This window comes from Achromobacter sp., assembly GCF_032102605.1.
Classification (GTDB): domain Bacteria; phylum Pseudomonadota; class Gammaproteobacteria; order Burkholderiales; family Burkholderiaceae_B; genus Achromobacter.
The window spans coordinates 228,427-245,769 of record NZ_DAMDGT010000001.1; the positions used below are offsets into that span (position 1 = coordinate 228,427).

Here is a 17,343-nt window from a genome sequence, read left to right on the forward strand (position 1 = left end):
GCGCCATGACAAGCAGGGAAGTCGTCGTCGTATCCGGGGTGCGCACGCCCATCGGCAGTTTCGGCAAGGGGTTGAAGGACGTGCCGCCCACGACGCTGGCGACCGAGGTCCTGCGCGCCGCCGTGGCGCGGGCGGGCATCGATCCCAGGCAGGTGGAGCACGTCTGCTTCGGCCAGGTCATCACGACCGAGCCGCGCGATATGTACCTGTCGCGCGTGGCGGCCATCGGGGCCGGCTGCGGCGAGAACACGCCCGCGTTCAACGTGAACCGGCTGTGCGGATCGGGCCTGCAGGCGCTGGTGTCCGCGGCGCAGTCCATCCTGCTGGGCGATTGCGACGTCGCGGCGGCCGGCGGCGCCGAGAGCATGTCGCGCGCGCCCTACGCCAGCCTCAACCAGCGTTTTGGCGCGCGCATGGGCGACTCGCCCATGGTCGACATGCTGCTTGGCGCGCTGCACGATCCTTTTCACCGCATCCACATGGGCGTCACGGCCGAGAACGTGGCCATCCGGTACGGCATCACGCGCGAGGAACAGGATGCGCTTGCGGTTGAAAGCCACCGCCGCGCGGCGGTGGCGATCGCCGAAGGCCGCTTCGCTTCGCAACTGGCGCCTATCGAGGTCCCGGCCCGGAAGGGGCACAACACGTTCCAGGTGGACGAGCATGTGCGCGCCGACATCTGCCTGTCGGATCTGGCTGGCCTCTCGCCTGTGTTTGCCGCCGGCGACGGCACCGTGACGGCGGGCAATTCATCGGGCATCAACGACGGCGCGGCGGCGCTGGTGCTGATGGAGCGCGCGAGCGCCGAGGCGTCCGGTGTCCGGCCGCTGGCCCGCTTGGTGGCCTATGCCCACGCCGGGGTGGATCCCCGCTACATGGGGATCGGTCCGGTTCCCGCCACGCGCGCCGTGCTGCGCAAGGCGGGACTTTCCGCCGGCGACATCGACGTGATCGAATCCAACGAAGCCTTTGCGGCGCAAGCCCTGGCTGTGGCTCGCGAGCTGGATCTGGATCCCGCCCGAGTCAATCCGAACGGATCGGGCATCGCCCTGGGGCATCCGGTGGGCGCAACGGGCGCCATCATCGCGGTCAAGGCCTTGCACGAACTGCACCGCGTCGGCGGACGCTATGCGCTGGCCACCATGTGCATCGGCGGCGGGCAGGGCATCGCCGCCATTTTTGAACGCATCTGAACCGCGGAGTCCCCAACCGTGTCTTTTGTCTCGATAGATTCCGCCGTCATGACGACGGACGGTACCAACGCCATTCTGGCGGTGAGGCCGTTCGACTCCATCCAGTCGCTTATTGAATTCGTGGGCCAGCCGGCGATCGTCTCCGGAACCGTCGCGGTGACGCAGCAGATGATCGATCAATTTGCGCAGGTCACCAACGACAACCAATGGATCCATGTCGACGGGGATCGCGCGAAGTCGGAGTCGCCCTACCGGCAAACCATCGCGCATGGCTTTCTCGTGCTGTCCCTGCTGACGGACTGGCAGACCAGTTGCATCGCCTTTCCCGGCGCGGCCATGCTGTTGAACTACGGTTTCGACAAAGTGCGCTTTACGTCGCCGGTCCTGTCGGGGGCCCGCGTGTCGGCGAGCTTCACGTTGGCGCAGGTCGTGGAAACCCGGCCGGGGGAGGCCCGCTGCACCTGGAGCGTCGCGATCGCGGCCGAAGGCGCGGCGCGGCCGTCGGTGCATGCCGAGTGGCTGATGCTGGTGCGCTATGCGGAGGCGCAGCCGTAACGGCGGGTCATCGGGGCGGCGGCGTCGAACCGCCCAGACCTAGCGCCACGTCGCGGATCCTGCGCACCAACGCTGGAAAACGCTCGGCGCCGGTGTTTCCGTAGCCGATCACCAGCCCGTTGTCTTCTTCGCGGGGCACGAGCGCGAACGAAGACAGCGCGCCCGGATTCATTCCCAGCTTGCGCGCCTGTTCCACGATCGCCACATCGGGAAACGCGGAAGGCAGCCTTACGGTCAGGTGCAGCCCGCTGTGTCCGCCCAGCACTTCGTGGTCGATGCCCAGGTGCGTGGCCAGGGCGTCGCGCAGGGCGGCCTGGCGCTCGCGATACAGGCGCCGCATGCGGCCCAGGTGGCGCGAGAACTGGCCGTTTTCGATGAAGGCGGCCATCGTCAGCTGTTCCAGCCGGTGGCCGCCGCGCAGCATTTCGATGATGGACGGCATCGCATGCGCCGCGATGGCCTGCGGCAACACCAGGAAACCCAGCCTCAGGGCGGGGAACATGGTCTTGCTGAACGTGCCCACGTACAGCACCGGCGCGTCGGGCGAGAGTCCTTGCATGGCGGCTATCGGTTCGCCCTGGTGGCGGAATTCGCTGTCGTAGTCGTCCTCGATGATCCAGGCGCCCGCGCGCCGCGCGCGTTCCAGCAGGTCAAGCCGGCGGGTCAGCGACAGGACGGCGCCCGTTGGATACTGGTGCGACGGCGTGGTCTGGATCAGGCGGGGCGGGTGCGTGGTCCAGGCGTCTTCCGGGATGACGATGCCGTCGGCGTCGACGCGCATCGCCACCACGTTCAGGTCGCCCGCATGGAAGGCGGACTTTGCGCCGCGGTAGCCGGGGTCCTCCAGCCAGGCGGTGTCGCCGGCGTTGGTAAGCAGCTGCACGCACAAGGCCAGCGCGCCTTGCGCGCCTTCGGTGATGACGATGCGGGACGCGTCGCAATGCACGCCGCGGGACACGCGCAGGTATTGGGCGATGGCTTCGCGCAGCGCGGGCTCGCCCGCTGGGTGTCCGTAGCCCAGCGTGGTGGCGGGGGCCGCCTGCAGGGCGCGATCCTGGGCGCGGCGCCACGCGTTGACGGGGAATTGGGTCAGCGCCGGCGTGCCGGGCGTCAAGGGCAACGAGCCGTCGTGTGCGTAGCGGGTGGAAACGATGCGGGACAGGCGCCGGGCCGTTGCCGGCAACGGGGCGGCGGCGGGTGCAACGGCCTGGCTGGCGGCGCTGCGGGAGGCGGCCGACAGCGGCGCCACGCGGGTGCCCTGACGATCCGCGATCACGTACCCCTCCGCCGTCAGTTGCTCGTAGGCGATCAGCACGGTGTTGCGCGAGATGTCCAGTTCCTCGGACAGCGCGCGCGAAGAAGGCAGTTTGCCGCCAGTCGGCAACTGGCCGGCCAGGATGGCCTGTTTCAGTCGCTGGATGAGCTGGCGTTGGCGAGGCAGGGCGCCGGGGCCGCGCGACAGCGGGCTGGACAGCAGCGACGCGCTGGCCGTATCGCTCAGGGTGGTGTCAATCATGGCCCTATTAAATCAAAGGTTCGTGGCGCTTTTTATGATGCCACGGTTCCGATATCGTGAGCGCATGGATGTTGCGCCCGCCACCACCGGCGGCGCACCCGGAACCGGACGAGGCTACGTCGCATGCAACCCCGCACCAACGCTTACCAACAACCCATCGGCCCCGATATGCCCGGCTGGACGCCGCGCGCTCGGCCGCCGTCCACGCCCGCCGAAGGCCGCTATTGCCGGCTGGAACCGCTGTCGGCCGAGCGCCACGCGGCGGACCTGTACCGCGCGTTCAGCCAGGCGCCCGACGACAGCGACTGGACCTACATGAGCGTCGGCCCGTTTGCCGACGAGGCCGCCTACCGGGCATTCGCCGAAACCGCCCAGGCCGGCGTCGATCCGCTGCACCACGCCATCATCGACCTGGGCACCGGCCGCGCCATCGGGACGCTTGCGCTGATGCGCATCGATCCGCCCAATGGCGTCATCGAGGTCGGCTTCGTGTCGTTCTCGCGCCAGCTCAAGCGCACCCGCATCGCTACCGAAGCGCAGTTCCTGCTGATGCGCCGCGCCTTCGACGAACTGGGCTACCGCCGCTATGAATGGAAGTGCGACAGCCTGAACGCGCCGTCGCGCGCCGCGGCATTGCGCCTGGGATTCCAGTTCGAGGGCATCTTCCGCCAGGCCACCGTCTACAAGGGCCGCAGCCGCGACACGGCGTGGTTCTCGATAACGGACAGCGAATGGCCCGCCTTGCGCGCCGCCTATGAACGCTGGCTGAGCCCGGACAACTTCGACGCGGAAGGCAATCAGCGCAAGGGGCTGGCGGAATTGGCGGCCGCCGAGAGGGCGGCTGGCCAGAAGACCGGCGGCGCAGGTGCGGGCACGCAAGGCGTGGATCACGTAAATCCCGGCCGGGAAAGCGCCGCGTGCGGCTGATTCCGGTCGCGCTGGCCCTGTTCTGGGGACTCAACTGGCCGGCGGTAAAAATCATCCTGTCCATCTTTCCGCCCTTCACGCTGCGCGTGCTGGGCCTGGGCAGCGGCGCGCTGCTGCTGTTGCTGCTGGCGGGCGCCAAGCGCCTGCCCCTGTTGCCGCCGCGCAGCGCCTGGCTGGGCATTGCGGTGGGCGGCGTCCTGGCCGTTGCCGTCTTCAACCTGGCGGTGGCCTGGGCGCAGCTCAGCACCAGCACCTCGCGCGCCGCGGTGCTGACGTTCACCATGCCGATGATGTCGGCGGTGCTGGCCTGGCTGGTGCTGGGCGAACGCCTGGATCGCCGCCGCGGGCTGGCGTTGCTGCTGGGCGCCTGCGGGGTGGCCGTGCTGGCGTGGCCGGTCCTGCATGCCGTCTTTGGCGAACACGACGTGGCCGCGGCCAAGGGCCTGGTCTTTCCGCTGGTGGCCGCGTTTGGGTGGGCGGCCGGCACGGTGTATCTGAAGCGCTGGCCCGTGGCGGGCAACCGTATCGTGGTGACGGCGTGGCAGCTGGTGGTGGGCGCAACCTGCGCCCTGGTCGGCGCGCTGATCGCCGGTGAGTCCTTTCCGACGCATGGCTGGAACGCAAGCGTTGCGGGCGCCTTGTCGTTTCACATCATCCTCGGCACGGCCGTGGCGTACTGGCTGTGGTTCGTGCTGAGCGAACGCGTCAGCGCCACCGTAGCCGCCCTGACGACGCTGATGGTGCCGGTGGTGGGCGTACTGGGCGCGATGGCGCTGGTGGGCGACCGTCCGGCCCCGGCGGACTGGTTGGGGTTTGCCTTCGTGTTGGCCGGCGCGGGACTGATCGTGCTGAACCTGGGTCAGCGGCGGGCCTGATTGCCCGGGGCGGATCTTGACGACGGCAGCCACGATCCGTGCAGGCCCACCGGCACCCGGCGCGGCAATCGAACCTGCGCAACCGGGCCCGCCGCCAGATCACGCGCATCCAGCACGATGAATCGTCCGCCTGGGTCGTTTTCAGCATGCACGAACGACAGGATGTACCCGTCGCATTCGGCGGTGCTCGCCGGGTCGGCGGCGAACACCGGTTCGCCGGCGGTCTGGCCCGCCGGCAGGCGGTAAACCGACTTGGCGCCCGTATCCAGGTCGTATCGGGCAAAGGATTCGAAGGCGCCGGGCTGGGGCGTTTCCCCGGGCCGCGGATCCCGCAGTCCGGCATAGCAATACCGTGTGCGCTTGCCCAGCCAGGCGTCGTTGACCCGGCCGAATTCGCACGGCTGGTCGTCCACCACCTCGTCCTGTACGCGTCCGCTGGCGATATCGATGCGCAGGCGATGCAGCTCGAGCCGCTTGTGCGGGCCGGACCCCAAGCCATCGTGCCACGGCATCACGGCTTCGATCACATCGCCGTCCACGTGGGCATTCGCGACATGCCAGTTGAAAAATGGGTCTGTCTCTATCCACCGGATCTGCGAGGGGGCCGTGCAGTCGCGCGGGACGAGCAGCACGCGCGTGCCGCGCTGTGGTTCCCAGGCGGGCGCCGCGGGTCCGCGGCTGAAGTCGAAAACAAGCGGGCACACAAACGCCACCACGTGCGTCGCCGTCAGGCCGATGTCGTGCACCAACGCCGGCCATGGCGACGCGAATTGCACCTGGCGGTCGACCTGGCCGCTGGCGTCCATGCGCAGGTATTCCAGCGTGCCGGACATGAGGTCATAGTTGATGGCCAGCATTTCCCCGCTTGCCGGGTCCACTTTGGGATGCGCCGATAGCGCCCCGGCAAGCTTGCCGCGGAACGTGTCCGGTCCGACAGTGGAGAGCGAGACGTCCATTTCGTAGGGACAGCCGCCTTCATAAAGCGCGTAGATTTTGCCAGCGTGCCGCATGACGTTGGTGTTGGCCAGGTTGGCCTGCGGCGGCGGCCCGAAAGTGGGGTTGTAGATGCGGCGCCCGGCCTGCCGTTCTTCCTGCAGTTCCTGGGTAAGCACCCAGCGATTGCGGTAGCGCGCCTGTCCGCCGTCCAGATACACGGCATGGACCATGCCCGTGCCGTCGTAAGGGTACGTATAGCCGGGTCCGGGTTCGAATTGCGGATTCGGGCCGTTCCGCATGAACACGCCCGACAGGCAGGGCGGCAACGTTCCGTCCACGGGCAGGTCGGCATCGTCGCGCTCGTCGAAGACGGGGGCGAAGGCGTTCGTAAGGGCGGGGTTGTCGCTGTGCCAGGGTTGCATGAGACCTCAGCGGGAGGCGGCCGGCGGATGAAAAACCGTTATATCCGGGCAGATTCCCGGCCGGAAGCCGGGTTAACCATGACTGCCGGCCACGCGCACCTACCGGCGGCGCAGCCACTCCCTGACCACTTCGGCGCCGCTGACCAAAGTGATGCCCGCCAGCACCATGGCGGCGCCGGCCACGAAGCCCGCGTCCAAGGGTTCGTCCAGGATCAGCACGCCGAAGCTGACGCCGAAAAGCGGTGTCATGAAAGACAGGATGGACAGTCGCGAGGCAAGGTAGCGGCGCAGCAGCCAGAACCAGGCCAGATAGCTGGACAGCGCGACGACCACCGATTGGAAGGCCACGCTGGCCATCGCGGCCGGGGTGTAGCGGATGCCGGCATGGCCGGTGGCGGCGGCAAAGGCCAGGAGGCCGATGCAGGCGACGGCCATCTGGTAGAACAGGGTCTTGGCGGGCGCGGCTTCGGACAGGGACGTCTTGCGGATCGCCACGGTGGTGGCGCCCCAGAGCAGGCCTGCCAGCAGGCCCATGGCGTCGCCCAGCAGCATGTTGCTGGCGCCGGCGTGGCTGGCCTGGCCGCCGCCTTTGCCCAGGAACGCAACGGCGATGCCGCCGAACGCGATGGCCACGCCCAGCCATTGCAGCGGCTTCATGCGCTCTTCAGGCAGCAGCCAGTGCAGCCCCAGCGCGGCGAAGATCGGCGCGGTGTAGAGAAACACCGACATGTGCGAGGCGGTGGTGTAGACCAGGCCTTGGGCGACGAACAGGAATTCGCCCGCGAACAGCAGCCCGACGATCAGGCCGGGCAGGGCGGTGCCATCGGTGAAGGCGCGCAGGCCTTCCTTGCGCCACACGACCACGGCCAGCACCAGCGCGGCGAAGGTCGAACGCAGGCCAATCTGCATGATCGGCGCCACGTCGTCCGCCACCAGTTTGATGGCGATCTGCTGGAAGCCCCAGCAGACGCACAGCAGCAGCATGGAGCTGGTCGCCAGCGTGTCCAGCGGCAGGCGCTGCGGTTTTGCGGCCGCGGTGGTCACGGCAGTTCGGCGGGGTAGCTGTCCAGCGCCAGGCCGATCTGCTGGCGCAAGTCCCATTCGGCCAGCGAGGCTTGCACCGGGCCGAAGAACGCGCCGTCGCGGGTGACGAACATGGCGGGCAGGTGGAAGACTTCGTAGCGCTCGACCAGGCCGCGGTTGTCGCCGGCATCCACCCAGCAAACGCGTTCCACGGGCAGTTCAAGGCCCGGCAGCTGTTCGCGCGCGACGCGGCAGGTGCCGCACGTGCGGCTGTGGAAGACCAGCAGCGACAGGCCGGGCGCGTCCAGCAGGAAGCGGTCGGCGGTGCTGTCGTTGAGTTCTATCTGTTCCATGGGGTTCCTGTGCTCAGGCGCCGCGCAGCACGCGGTCCAGTTCCAGCACCGACTGGTACAGCACGCGGGTGCCGTCCAGCAGTTGCGCGGGTTCGATCCATTCCTCGGGGCAGTGGCTGCGCCCGTTCAGGCAGGGGATGAAGATCATGCCGATGGGGCCGGTGGGCGCCATGTAGACGGCGTCGTGGCCGGCGCCGCTGGGCAGTCGCATCGATGCGTAGCCAAGCTGGTCGGCGGCGGCCTTGACCGCGTCCATGACCAGCGGCGAACAGTCGGTGGGCTGCGCGCGGCTGAGCTGCGTGAAACCCGCAGTCAGGCGCAGCGCCTTCAGGTCGTCGGCCACGCCGGCCATCAGGGTTTCCGGAAAGGCGTCCAGCACGGCGTTGCTGTCGCTGCGCATTTCCAACGTAAGTTCCACCCGGCCGGGCACCGCGTTGGCGGCGTTGGGCGTCATGGACAGGCGCCCCACGGTGGCCACCACGTAATGGGGGTTGCCGCTGGCGGCGCTGGCCTGGCGGCTGGCGGCGTCGATGATGCGGGCCGCGCCCACCAGCGCGTCGCGCCGGATGTCCATGGGAGTGGTGCCCGCGTGGTCGGGCTGGCCCTCGACCACGATCAGCACGCGCCGGATGCCGACGATGTTGGTCACGACGCCGATCGGCAGCTTGCGGCTTTCCAGCACGGGGCCTTGCTCGATATGCAGTTCGACGAACGCGGCGGTCTCGCCGGCCCCGCGCAGCGGCGCGCCCAGCGCGGCGGGATCGCCGCCGATGCGCGCGATGCCGTCGGCCAGCGTTTCGCCTTGCGGGTTGCGAGCGGCCAGCATGTCGGCGGTGAGCTGGCCGCAGAGCGCCCGGCTGCCCACGCACGAGATGCCGTAGTCGCTGGGCTCTTCGGACAGGAAGTCGATGACTTCAAAGGGATGGTCCAGTTCGATGCCGTGTTCGCGCATCGTGTGCGCGACCTCGATGCCGGCCAGCACGCCGATGATGCCGTCGAACCGGCCGCCGCTCATGACGGTGTCACAGTGCGAGCCGGTGGCGATGGGTTTGCGGGATGCGTCGCGGCCGGGCCGCGTGCCGACCAGGTTGCCGCCGGCGTCCAGGCGAGTGTCCAGGCCGGCGGCCTGGAATTCGCTGCGCAGCCAGGCGCGGGCTTCGTCAAAGAGCGGCGAAAACGCGCGTCGCGTCCACGGCACGTCGGGCAGCGTGAACTTGGACAGGGTCTCGACACGGGCCCAAAGGCGCTGGGCGTTCAACGAAGGAAAAGAGGGCGGTGTTGCTTGCGGCATGAGGCTTCCAGAAGATCCGCCCTGGATTATGGCATCAATGGTGGCGCGGCCTGGGGGCTGGTCGCCCGCCGTCAGGGTGGCGCAACCGGTGCACCCCCGACATCCCGGGGGGCGGCGCGCCGAGTCCGGCGACGGACGCCGCCTACGCGGTCTTGCGCCACGAGGGTTCGCGCTTTTCCAGGAAGGCAGTCACGCCTTCCTTTGCCTCGTCGGTGCTGCGGATGGCGGCGATGCGCTCCACCGAGTCCGCGATCAGGGCGGCGTCCAGGGGCTTGCCCGCGAAGTCGCGCACCAGCCGCTTGCTGGCCTGCACGGCGCCCGGGCCGTTGGCGCACAGGGTGCGGCACAGGGCGTCGACCGCTTCTTTGAGCTGCTCCGCAGGCGCCACGTCATGCACCAGCCCCAGCCGCAGCGCGGTGGCCGCGTCGAACCGTTCCGCCGTCAGGAAGTAGCGGTTGGCGGCGCGTTCGCCCATGGCGCGGATGACATAGGGGCTGATGGTGGCGGGCAGGAGGCCCAGGCGGGTCTCGGACAGGCAGAAGTGCGCGCTGTCCGCCGCGATGGCGATGTCGCATGCGGCCACCAGGCCCATGCCCCCCGCATAGGCGTCGCCGTTGACGCAGGCGACGACGGGTTTGGGGCAGGCCCAGACCGCGTGCAGCATGTCGGCGAGCCGCGTGGCGTCATTGCGGTTTTCCGCCGCTGTGAGCGTGCCCATTTTGCGCATCCAGTTCAGGTCGCCGCCCGCGCAGAACGCCTTGCCTGCGCCCGTCAGCAGCAGGACGCGGACCTCCGGGGCGTCCGAGGCGGCCTTGACGGCCGCCGTCAGTGCGGCGATCAGGCTATCGTCAAAAGCGTTGCGCATGTCGGGCCGGTTCAGCGTCAGCCGGGCGATGGGGCCGTCCAGGGCGAGGTCGAGCGGTGCATTCAGCGTCATGCGATGTCTCCGGTTATTGACTGTGGCTCAACGAATGCTTCGATCCGATCCGCTGATTCCATGGGTAAAAGCACGATACAGCGATTCAACCGTCAATGGTATTGAGTTATCCTCAAAAAAATAACGGAGAGAGACATGAACCAGCAAGCAAGCGGGCAGGCCGCCGACCAGCGCTATGCATCGGTGTTCCGCCCCGGGCTGTTCGACGGCAAAACGGTCATGGTGACCGGCGGCGGCAGCGGGTTGGGGCGCTGCGCGGCGCATGAACTGGCGGCGCTTGGCGCCCGTCTGGCGCTGGTGGGGCGCAACCCGGACAAGCTGCAGGCGACCGTCGAGGAGATCAGCCGGATCTATCCCGAGGCGGCGGGGCGCATCAGCCAGCATCCCTGCGACATCCGGGACGAAGCGGGCGTGCGTGGCGCCGTGGCGGATGCGCTGGCCGCGCATGGCGGGCTGGACGGCCTGTTCAATTGTGCGGGCGGCCAGTTCCCGGCGCCGCTGGACCGCATCAGCTTCAACGGCTGGAACGCGGTGGTGCAGAACAACCTGCATGGCACCTTCCTGGTGTCGCGCGAGGTCTACACGCAGCACATGCGCCAGAACGGCGGCGCCATCGTGAACATGCTGGCGGATATCTGGGGCGGGATGCCCGGCATGGGCCACTCGGGCGCGGCGCGCGCCGGCGTATGGAACCTGACCGAGACCGCCGCGTGCGAATGGGCCCATGCCGGCGTGCGGGTCAATGCGGTGGCGCCGGGCTGGATCGCGTCCAGCGGCATGGACAGCTATGACGAGCATTACCGCGGCGTGCTGCGTGAACTGAAGACCAAAGTGCCGTTGCAGCGCTTCGGCACCGAGGCCGAGCTGGCGGCGGCGGTGGTCTTCCTGCTGTCGCCCGCGGCCGCCTTCATCAATGGAAGCGTGATCCGCGTGGATGGCGGCGTGCCCAACGCGCGACATTCGTGGTCATTGCAGCCCGCGGAAAGGGGCGAGGTCTACAACGGCTTTCCTCAGTACGTGCCGCCGGCGCTGTTTTCCGAGGATTGAAGGCGGTGCAGCGCGTCTTGCACTTCCCCGCGGAACTGCGCCAGCGCCAGCGCATCCTGCCGCGGCGGCTGCAATGCCTGCCACAGGAAGCCGACCAGATGATCGGCGGTGGCGGCGGCGTCGCTGGCCGCCCCGCGCAGGATCGCATCCCACAGCACGTGCTCCATCGGGCCATAGACCGCCGACCGCAGCAGCCGCAAGGGCATGTCCTGGCGGATGTCGCCGTCGGCCTGGCCCTGGGCCAGGATGCGCATCAGCGGAGCGGTGTAACGGCGCTGCAGGTCGGCGTAGATGTCGCCGAAGTCGTCGTTGCGCGCGCGGCCTTCGGACAGGATGAAAGCGCACAGGCCGGGGCCCTCGGCCAGCAGGTGGCGCAGATGGGTATGCACCAGGTAATGAAGCTGGGCGCGCGCGCCATTGATATGGGGAAGATTGTCTTCCACCTTGGCGATGATTTCGTCGTACCAGTCGCTGATCACGCGCACGCAGAGCTCGCGCTTGCCGCCGAAATAGGTGAATACCGTGGCTTCCGACACGCCCAGCCGCTGCGCGATTTCGGTGGTGGTGGCGGCCTGGAAACCGGCCTCGGAGAAGACCTGGCGCGCAACGCGCAGGATGTCTCGGATACGTTGTTCGGATTTGGCGCTGGCCGGGGGCCGGCGCATCGGGACGGGGGCAGTTTTTTCCATTCTGGCAGGAAGGTTCGGGACGCGAGAGGCCTTCAGGTCCGCCCGCGCGAGGGCCTATTATTGAGCGATGGTCAAGTTCGTGGCAAGGCGGGCGGTTCCGCGGGCGTTCCGTCCGCCAACACGCCAAAGCCGGGCTGACCGCCGACATCCATAACTACATCAGAGACAGACCATGCTGCACAGAGCAGATTCCTACGAGCAACTCGTGTCCCGGTTCCGGTGGCAGGTTCCGGCCGACTACAACATCGGCGTCGACGTCTGCGACAAATGGGCCGACGGCACCGGCCGGCTGGCGCTGATCTATGAAAAAAGCAACGGCGACCAGACGCGCTATACGTTCGATCAGATAAAGGCCCAGTCAAACCGGCTGGCCAACAGCCTGCAGCGTCACGGCATCCGCCGCGGCGACCGTGTGGCCGTCTACCTGCCCCAGGCGCCGGAGACCGCGGTAACCCACGTCGCCGTCTACAAGATGGGGGCGGTGGCCGTGCCGCTTTTCACGCTGTTTGGCGTGGACGCCATCCAGTACCGACTGGCCAACAGCGGCGCGGCGGCGCTGGTGACGGACTCGGAAGGGTGCCGCAAGCTGCATGAGATCCGCGCCAGCCTGCCCGACCTGAAGGTGATCTATTGCATCGACGGAGACGAAGCGGCGGGGGCCGCGCAATCGGGCGGCGCGCTGGACGGCGTCGTGCCGTTCCATCCCGCCCTGGCCCGGGAGTCCGACGCCTACGAACCGGTGCGCACGGCGGCCGACGACCCGGCCGTCATCATCTATACCTCGGGCACCACCGGCAAGCCCAAGGGCGCGCTGCATGCGCACCGCGTCCTGCCGGGCCACCTGCCCGGCGTGGAGATGTCGCACGAATTCTTTCCCGAGAACGCCGCGCTGATGTGGACGCCGGCCGATTGGGCCTGGATCGGCGGTCTGCTGGACGTGCTGCTGCCGTCCTGGCACCACGGGGTGCCGGTGCTGGCCCGGCGGTTCGAGAAATTCGACGGCGCCTCGGCGCTGGAGCTCATGGCGCGCCATGGCGTGACGCACACCTTCCTGCCGCCCACCGCGCTGAAGATGATGCGCGGCTGCGAATGGCCGGAAAGCGCCGGCCCCCGCGCGTTGCGTTCCGTGGCCAGTGGCGGCGAATCGCTGGGCGCCGAACTCATCGACTGGGGCCGCCGCGTGCTGGGCGTGACCATCAACGAGTTCTACGGCCAGACCGAATGCAACATGCTGGTGTCCTCGTGCTCGTCGCTGTTCGCCCCCTGCCTGGGCGCCATCGGCCGCGCCGCGCCGGGTCACCGCGTGGCTATTGTGGATGACGACGGCGCCGAAGTGGCGGATGGACAGGAGGGCAATATCGGCGTAAAGCGGCCGGATCCGGTCATGTTCCTGGGGTATTGGAACAATCCGGAAGCGACGGCGGAAAAATTTGCAGGCGACTACCTCCTGAGCGGCGACATCGGCGTGCGCGACGCGCAAGGTTTCATCCGCTTCGTGGGCCGCAACGACGACGTCATCACCAGCGCAGGCTACCGGATCGGCCCGGGTCCCATCGAAGACTGCCTGCTTGGCCATCCGGCCGTGCGCATGGCGGCGGTCGTGGGCATGCCGGATGCTGAACGAACGGAAATCGTGGTGGCCTATGTGGTGCTGAAGGAAGGCGTGGAGGGCGACGAGGCGCTGGTAAAGGCATTGCAGCAGCATGTGCGCACCCGTCTTGCCGCCCACGAGTACCCCCGTGCGATCCGCTTTGTAACCAGTTTGCCGACGACCGCCACCGGCAAGATTATCCGTAGGGAGTTGCGCGCAGGACTTCATGCATGAGCGGTCTCACCCGGTGACAATCTCCCCCATATGGATGGGTTGACGGGTTGCCCGGCGCTGCAAGTATGATTGCGCAAACTGTATACGGCCCCACTCAATTGGGGCCGTATCACCATTAGCCATAGTATGGAGATAACCCCAATGAATAAGCCTTTGGACGGGGGATTGGCAGCCTTGAACGTGCCGGCGTACGTCAAGCACCGCGGACTGATCGACTGGGTAGCCAGTTTTGTCGCGCTGGCCAAGCCCGATAACGTCGTGTGGTGCGACGGCTCGCAAGAAGAGTACGACCGCCTGTGTGAACAGATGGTCCAGGCCGGAACCCTGCGCCGCTTGAACCCCGCCAAGCGCCCGAATTCCTACCTGGCCTGGTCCGACCCGTCGGATGTGGCGCGCGTCGAAGACCGCACCTTCATCTGCTCGGATCGCGCCGAAGACGCCGGCCCCACCAACAACTGGGCCGACCCCGCCGAAATGCGCGACACGTTGAACGGCCTGTTCGACGGCGCCATGCGCGGGCGCACGCTGTACGTGGTGCCGTTCTCGATGGGCCCGCTGGGCTCGGACATCGCGCACATCGGCGTGGAACTGTCCGACAGCCCCTACGTGGCCGTCAACATGCGCATCATGACGCGCATGGGCAAGCAGGTCTATGACGTGCTGGGCACGGATGGCGACTTCGTTCCCTGCCTGCATTCGGTGGGCAAGCCGCTGGCCGCCGGCGAAGCCGACGTGGCGTGGCCGTGCAATCCCACCAAGTACATCGTCCATTTCCCCAAGACCCGCGAAATCTGGAGCTTCGGCTCGGGCTACGGCGGCAACGCGCTGCTGGGCAAGAAGTGCTTCGCGCTGCGCATCGCGTCCACGATGGGTCGCGACCAGGGCTGGCTGGCCGAACACATGCTGATCCTGGGCGTCACGTCGCCCAAGGGCCGCAAGTACCACGTGGCCGCGGCGTTCCCGTCGGCCTGCGGCAAGACCAACTTCGCCATGCTGATCCCGCCGCAGGGCATGGACGGCTGGAAGGTCACCACCATCGGCGACGACATCGCCTGGATCAAGCCCGGTCCCGACGGCCGCCTGCACGCCATCAATCCTGAAGCCGGGTATTTCGGCGTGGCGCCGGGCACCAGCGAGCAGACCAACTTCAATGCCATGGCCACGCTCAAGGCCAACGTCATCTTCACCAACGTTGCGTTGACCGACGACGGCGACGTCTGGTGGGAAGGCATGACCGACGCGCCGCCCGCCCACCTGGTGGACTGGCAGGGCAAGGACTGGACGCCCGACATCGCGCGCGAAACCGGCCGCAAGGCCGCGCATCCGAACGCGCGCTTCACCGCGCCGGCCGCGCAATGCCCGTCCATCGACCCCGAATGGGAAAACCCGAAGGGCGTGGTCATCGACGCGTTCATCTTCGGCGGCCGCCGGTCCACCACCGTGCCGCTGGTGACTGAAGCCCGCAACTGGGTCGAAGGCGTCTACATGGCCGCCACGATGGGCTCCGAAACCACCGCCGCGGCCGCCGGCCAGCAGGGCGTGGTTCGCCGCGATCCCTTCGCCATGCTGCCGTTCTGCGGCTACAACATGAGCGACTATTTCGGCCACTGGCTCAAGCTGGGCAAGCAGCTCGAAGCCGCCGGCGCCACGCTGCCGCGCATCTATTGCGTGAACTGGTTCCGCAAGGGTCCGGACGGCAAGTTCGTGTGGCCGGGCTTTGGCGACAACATGCGCGTGCTGCGCTGGATGCTGGGTCGTATCGACGGCCAGTCCAAGGGCGTGGACCAGGTGTTTGGCGTGTCGCCCAGCTACCAGGACATCGACTGGACCGGCCTGGAATTCAGCCCGGACAAGTTCGAGCAGGTCATGTCGGTGGACGCCGCCGCGTGGCGCGACGAACTGGCGCTGCACCACGAACTCTTCGGCCAGCTTGCCCAGGGCCTGCCCGAGGAACTGCGCTCCACGAAGACCGAGATCGAGGGCCGGCTGGCCGCCTGAGGTCGCCGGGCCACGGCCTGAACAAACCCGCCTGCATTGCGCAGGCGGGTTTTTTTGCGTCCTTGCTGGTCGGGCGCGAGCCGCGTTGCGCGCCTATTCGGCCTTGCCCGAAACGATGCCGTCCAGCGCCTGCAAGACGGTGTCCGGCAGATGCAGCGAGGCCGCCGCCAGGTTTTCGCGCAGATGCACGACCGACGACGTGCCGGGGATCAGCAGGATGTTCGGTGAACGGCGCAGCAGCCACGCCAGCGCCGTCTGCATGGGCGTCGCGCCGATCTGCGCCGCGGCCTCGGAAAGAATGGACGACTGCAAGGGGCTGAATCCGCCCAGCGGAAAGAACGGCACGTAGGCGATGCCCTGGCGGGCCAGGTCATCGATCAGGGCATCGTCGGTGCGATGAGCCACGTTGTACTGGTTCTGCACGCACACGATCCTGCAGATTTCCTGTCCCTGCGCCACCTGGGTTGGTGTGACGTTGCTCAAGCCGATGTGGCGGATCAGGCCCTGTTGCTGCAAGCCGGCCAGCACGGACAGCGGACCTTCGATGGATCCTTCCGCCGGGCCATGCACGTCGAACATGGCGCGCAGGTTGACCACGTCGAGCACGTCGCGGCCCAGGTTGCGCAGGTTATCGTGGACGGCGCGGGTCAGCGCCTCGGGGGAGAAGGCCGGATTCCACGAGGCGTCGTCGCCGCGCACCGCGCCCACCTTGGTCACGATCACCAGGTTGTCGGGGTAGGGGGCCAGCGCCTCCCGGATCAGCTGGTTGGTGATGTGCGGACCGTAGAAATCGCTGGTGTCGATGTGATTGACGCCCGAAGCCACGGCCTCGCGCAGCACCGCGATCGCCGCGTCGCGATCCTTGGGCGGACCGAAGACACCGGGGCCGGCCAACTGCATGGCGCCGTAGCCCAGCCGGTGGACCTGTTGCGCGCCCAAGGTGTAGCTGCCGCTTTGTTCGATCAGGGACATGTCTGTTTCCATGTAGGGGTGTGGGGACGAGGAAACAATAGACCTTTCGGCGCGTCTTGGTAACCTGTCCCGAGAACGCAATTCAATCCGCGCCCGCATGGCCGGCGCCTTTTTCCGCGGAAAAGTCCCATGCACCTAGATCCCGAAGACCTTGCCAAGATCTCGTCCCTGACCCTGGCGCACTACGAAGAGAACGCCGTGTCGTTCGAGGCCGGCACGCGCGATCACGACGTCAGCCAGAACATTGCGGCCTTGCTGCGCAATATGGAAGGCGAGCCGCCGTACGACATCCTGGATCTGGGCTGCGGGCCCGGGCGCGACCTGAAGACCTTCCTGGCGCTGGGCCATCGGCCCGTGGGGCTGGACGGCACGCCGCGGTTCGTGGAAATGGCGCGCGCCGCGAGCGGTTGCGAAGTATGGCAGCAGGATTTCCTGAGCCTTGCGCTGCCGGCGGAACGCTTCGACGGCATCTTTGCCAACGCCGTGCTGTTCCACGTGCCGGGCCAGGAATTGCCGCGCGTGCTGCGGGAACTGCGGGCGGCATTGCGGCCGCGCGGCGTGCTGTTCAGTTCGAATCCGCGGGGCGGCAACCAGGAAGGCTGGAACCGCGGACGCTACGGCGCGTATCACGATCTGGACGGCTGGCGGGCGTTGCTGGAAGCCGCCGGGTTCCAGGAGCTGGAGCACTACTACCGGCCGGAAGGGCTGCCGCGGGATCAGCAGCCCTGGCTGGCGAGCGTCTGGCGGCGGCTGGATTAGCCGCCTGGCGCCAGCCAAAAAGAAG

At 67.9% G+C, this 17,343-nt stretch carries 16 protein-coding genes; 8 read left to right on the top strand and 8 right to left on the bottom strand.

All coding sequences use genetic code 11. The features are described from left to right. Nucleotides 1-5 precede the first annotated feature (5 nt). The gene (locus RT614_RS01100) at nt 6-1,193 is read left to right on the top strand and encodes an acetyl-CoA C-acyltransferase family protein (protein WP_313619687.1); all 1,188 of its coding nucleotides are present in this window, start codon (nt 6-8) and stop codon (nt 1,191-1,193) included. Nucleotides 1,194-1,241: 48 nt separating this feature from the next. After that, a complete protein-coding gene (locus tag RT614_RS01105; protein WP_313619688.1) occupies nt 1,242-1,748 on the top strand; it encodes a MaoC family dehydratase in 507 nt (168 codons plus the stop codon). 7 nt (nt 1,749-1,755) lie between these two features. Here RT614_RS01105 and RT614_RS01110 read toward each other — a convergent pair whose 3' ends face one another. Continuing rightward, nucleotides 1,756-3,264 carry a PLP-dependent aminotransferase family protein gene (locus RT614_RS01110; RefSeq protein ID WP_313619689.1) on the bottom strand — a complete coding sequence of 503 codons (1,509 nt, stop codon included), beginning with the start codon at nt 3,262-3,264 and terminating at the stop codon, nt 1,756-1,758. A gap of 123 nt (nt 3,265-3,387) precedes the next feature. Here RT614_RS01110 and RT614_RS01115 point away from each other — a divergent pair, with 123 nt between their 5' ends. Continuing rightward, entirely contained in the window at nt 3,388-4,191 is an 804-nt protein-coding gene (locus tag RT614_RS01115) for a GNAT family protein (protein ID WP_313619690.1), read from the top strand. Next, nucleotides 4,182-5,066, top strand: a complete 885-nt coding sequence (locus RT614_RS01120; RefSeq protein ID WP_313619691.1) for a DMT family transporter — start codon at nt 4,182-4,184, stop codon at nt 5,064-5,066. Before RT614_RS01115 ends, RT614_RS01120 begins: the two co-directional genes overlap by 10 nt. Here RT614_RS01120 and RT614_RS01125 read toward each other — a convergent pair. The 5 genes from RT614_RS01125 to RT614_RS01145 all read right to left on the bottom strand — a co-directional run bounded on the left by RT614_RS01125 (nt 5,051) and on the right by RT614_RS01145 (nt 10,028). Continuing rightward, nucleotides 5,051-6,424, bottom strand: a complete 1,374-nt coding sequence (locus tag RT614_RS01125; protein WP_313619692.1) for a carotenoid oxygenase family protein — start codon at nt 6,422-6,424, stop codon at nt 5,051-5,053. The genes RT614_RS01120 and RT614_RS01125 overlap by 16 nt on opposite strands. A gap of 99 nt (nt 6,425-6,523) precedes the next feature. Continuing rightward, nucleotides 6,524-7,408 carry a DMT family transporter gene (locus tag RT614_RS01130; RefSeq protein ID WP_313620623.1) on the bottom strand — a complete coding sequence of 295 codons (885 nt, stop codon included), beginning with the start codon at nt 7,406-7,408 and terminating at the stop codon, nt 6,524-6,526. Between the two features lie 56 nt (nt 7,409-7,464). Beyond that, entirely contained in the window at nt 7,465-7,800 is a 336-nt protein-coding gene (locus RT614_RS01135) for a thioredoxin family protein (protein ID WP_313619694.1), read from the bottom strand. A 13-nt stretch (nt 7,801-7,813) separates the two neighbouring features. Beyond that, nucleotides 7,814-9,091 carry a Zn-dependent hydrolase gene (locus RT614_RS01140; protein WP_313619695.1) on the bottom strand — a complete coding sequence of 426 codons (1,278 nt, stop codon included), beginning with the start codon at nt 9,089-9,091 and terminating at the stop codon, nt 7,814-7,816. A gap of 142 nt (nt 9,092-9,233) precedes the next feature. Beyond that, entirely contained in the window at nt 9,234-10,028 is a 795-nt protein-coding gene (locus RT614_RS01145; protein WP_313619696.1) for an enoyl-CoA hydratase/isomerase family protein, read from the bottom strand. Nucleotides 10,029-10,163: 135 nt separating this feature from the next. On the opposite strand from RT614_RS01145, the gene RT614_RS01150 reads away from it, so the two are divergent. Continuing rightward, the gene (locus tag RT614_RS01150) at nt 10,164-11,075 is read left to right on the top strand and encodes an SDR family oxidoreductase (RefSeq protein WP_313619697.1); all 912 of its coding nucleotides are present in this window, start codon (nt 10,164-10,166) and stop codon (nt 11,073-11,075) included. On the opposite strand, the gene RT614_RS01155 is transcribed toward RT614_RS01150, so the two are convergent. Beyond that, nucleotides 11,039-11,764: a TetR/AcrR family transcriptional regulator gene (locus RT614_RS01155; protein ID WP_313619698.1), complete on the bottom strand. Its 726-nt coding sequence runs from the start codon at nt 11,762-11,764 to the stop codon at nt 11,039-11,041. The two genes, RT614_RS01150 and RT614_RS01155, sit on opposite strands and share 37 nt — an antisense overlap. A 172-nt stretch (nt 11,765-11,936) precedes the next feature. Here RT614_RS01155 and RT614_RS01160 point away from each other — a divergent pair, with 172 nt between their 5' ends. Continuing rightward, nucleotides 11,937-13,589: an acyl-CoA synthetase gene (locus RT614_RS01160; protein ID WP_313619700.1), complete on the top strand. Its 1,653-nt coding sequence runs from the start codon at nt 11,937-11,939 to the stop codon at nt 13,587-13,589. A gap of 141 nt (nt 13,590-13,730) precedes the next feature. Further along, on the top strand, nt 13,731-15,587 hold the full coding sequence (locus RT614_RS01165; RefSeq protein WP_313619701.1) for a phosphoenolpyruvate carboxykinase (GTP): 1,857 nt from the start codon (nt 13,731-13,733) through the stop codon (nt 15,585-15,587). 93 nt (nt 15,588-15,680) lie between these two features. On the opposite strand, the gene RT614_RS01170 is transcribed toward RT614_RS01165, so the two are convergent. Beyond that, a complete protein-coding gene (locus RT614_RS01170; RefSeq protein ID WP_313619703.1) occupies nt 15,681-16,559 on the bottom strand; it encodes an aldo/keto reductase family oxidoreductase in 879 nt (292 codons plus the stop codon). 129 nt (nt 16,560-16,688) lie between these two features. Here RT614_RS01170 and RT614_RS01175 point away from each other — a divergent pair, with 129 nt between their 5' ends. After that, complete coding sequence (locus tag RT614_RS01175) at nt 16,689-17,318, top strand: class I SAM-dependent methyltransferase (protein ID WP_313619704.1); 630 nt, start codon at nt 16,689-16,691, stop codon at nt 17,316-17,318. The last annotated feature ends 25 nt before the right edge of the window (nt 17,319-17,343 follow it).

Excerpts from the sequence above, each read along its gene's own strand:
- RT614_RS01100 (WP_313619687.1), top strand. The coding sequence starts at position 6 with ATGACAAGCAGGGAAGTCGTCGTCGTATCCGGGGTGCGCACGCCCATC.
- RT614_RS01105 (WP_313619688.1), top strand. The coding sequence starts at position 1,242 with ATGACGACGGACGGTACCAACGCCATTCTGGCGGTGAGGCCGTTCGAC.
- RT614_RS01110 (WP_313619689.1), bottom strand. The coding sequence starts at position 3,264 with ATGATTGACACCACCCTGAGCGATACGGCCAGCGCGTCGCTGCTGTCC.
- RT614_RS01115 (WP_313619690.1), top strand. The coding sequence starts at position 3,388 with ATGCAACCCCGCACCAACGCTTACCAACAACCCATCGGCCCCGATATG.
- RT614_RS01125 (WP_313619692.1), bottom strand. The coding sequence starts at position 6,424 with ATGCAACCCTGGCACAGCGACAACCCCGCCCTTACGAACGCCTTCGCC.
- RT614_RS01130 (WP_313620623.1), bottom strand. The coding sequence starts at position 7,408 with ATGCTGCTGCTGTGCGTCTGCTGGGGCTTCCAGCAGATCGCCATCAAA.
- RT614_RS01135 (WP_313619694.1), bottom strand. The coding sequence starts at position 7,800 with ATGGAACAGATAGAACTCAACGACAGCACCGCCGACCGCTTCCTGCTG.
- RT614_RS01140 (WP_313619695.1), bottom strand. The coding sequence starts at position 9,091 with ATGCCGCAAGCAACACCGCCCTCTTTTCCTTCGTTGAACGCCCAGCGC.
- RT614_RS01145 (WP_313619696.1), bottom strand. The coding sequence starts at position 10,028 with ATGACGCTGAATGCACCGCTCGACCTCGCCCTGGACGGCCCCATCGCC.
- RT614_RS01150 (WP_313619697.1), top strand. The coding sequence starts at position 10,164 with ATGAACCAGCAAGCAAGCGGGCAGGCCGCCGACCAGCGCTATGCATCG.
- RT614_RS01155 (WP_313619698.1), bottom strand. The coding sequence starts at position 11,764 with ATGGAAAAAACTGCCCCCGTCCCGATGCGCCGGCCCCCGGCCAGCGCC.
- RT614_RS01160 (WP_313619700.1), top strand. The coding sequence starts at position 11,937 with ATGCTGCACAGAGCAGATTCCTACGAGCAACTCGTGTCCCGGTTCCGG.
- RT614_RS01165 (WP_313619701.1), top strand. The coding sequence starts at position 13,731 with ATGAATAAGCCTTTGGACGGGGGATTGGCAGCCTTGAACGTGCCGGCG.
- RT614_RS01170 (WP_313619703.1), bottom strand. The coding sequence starts at position 16,559 with ATGTCCCTGATCGAACAAAGCGGCAGCTACACCTTGGGCGCGCAACAG.
- RT614_RS01175 (WP_313619704.1), top strand. The coding sequence starts at position 16,689 with ATGCACCTAGATCCCGAAGACCTTGCCAAGATCTCGTCCCTGACCCTG.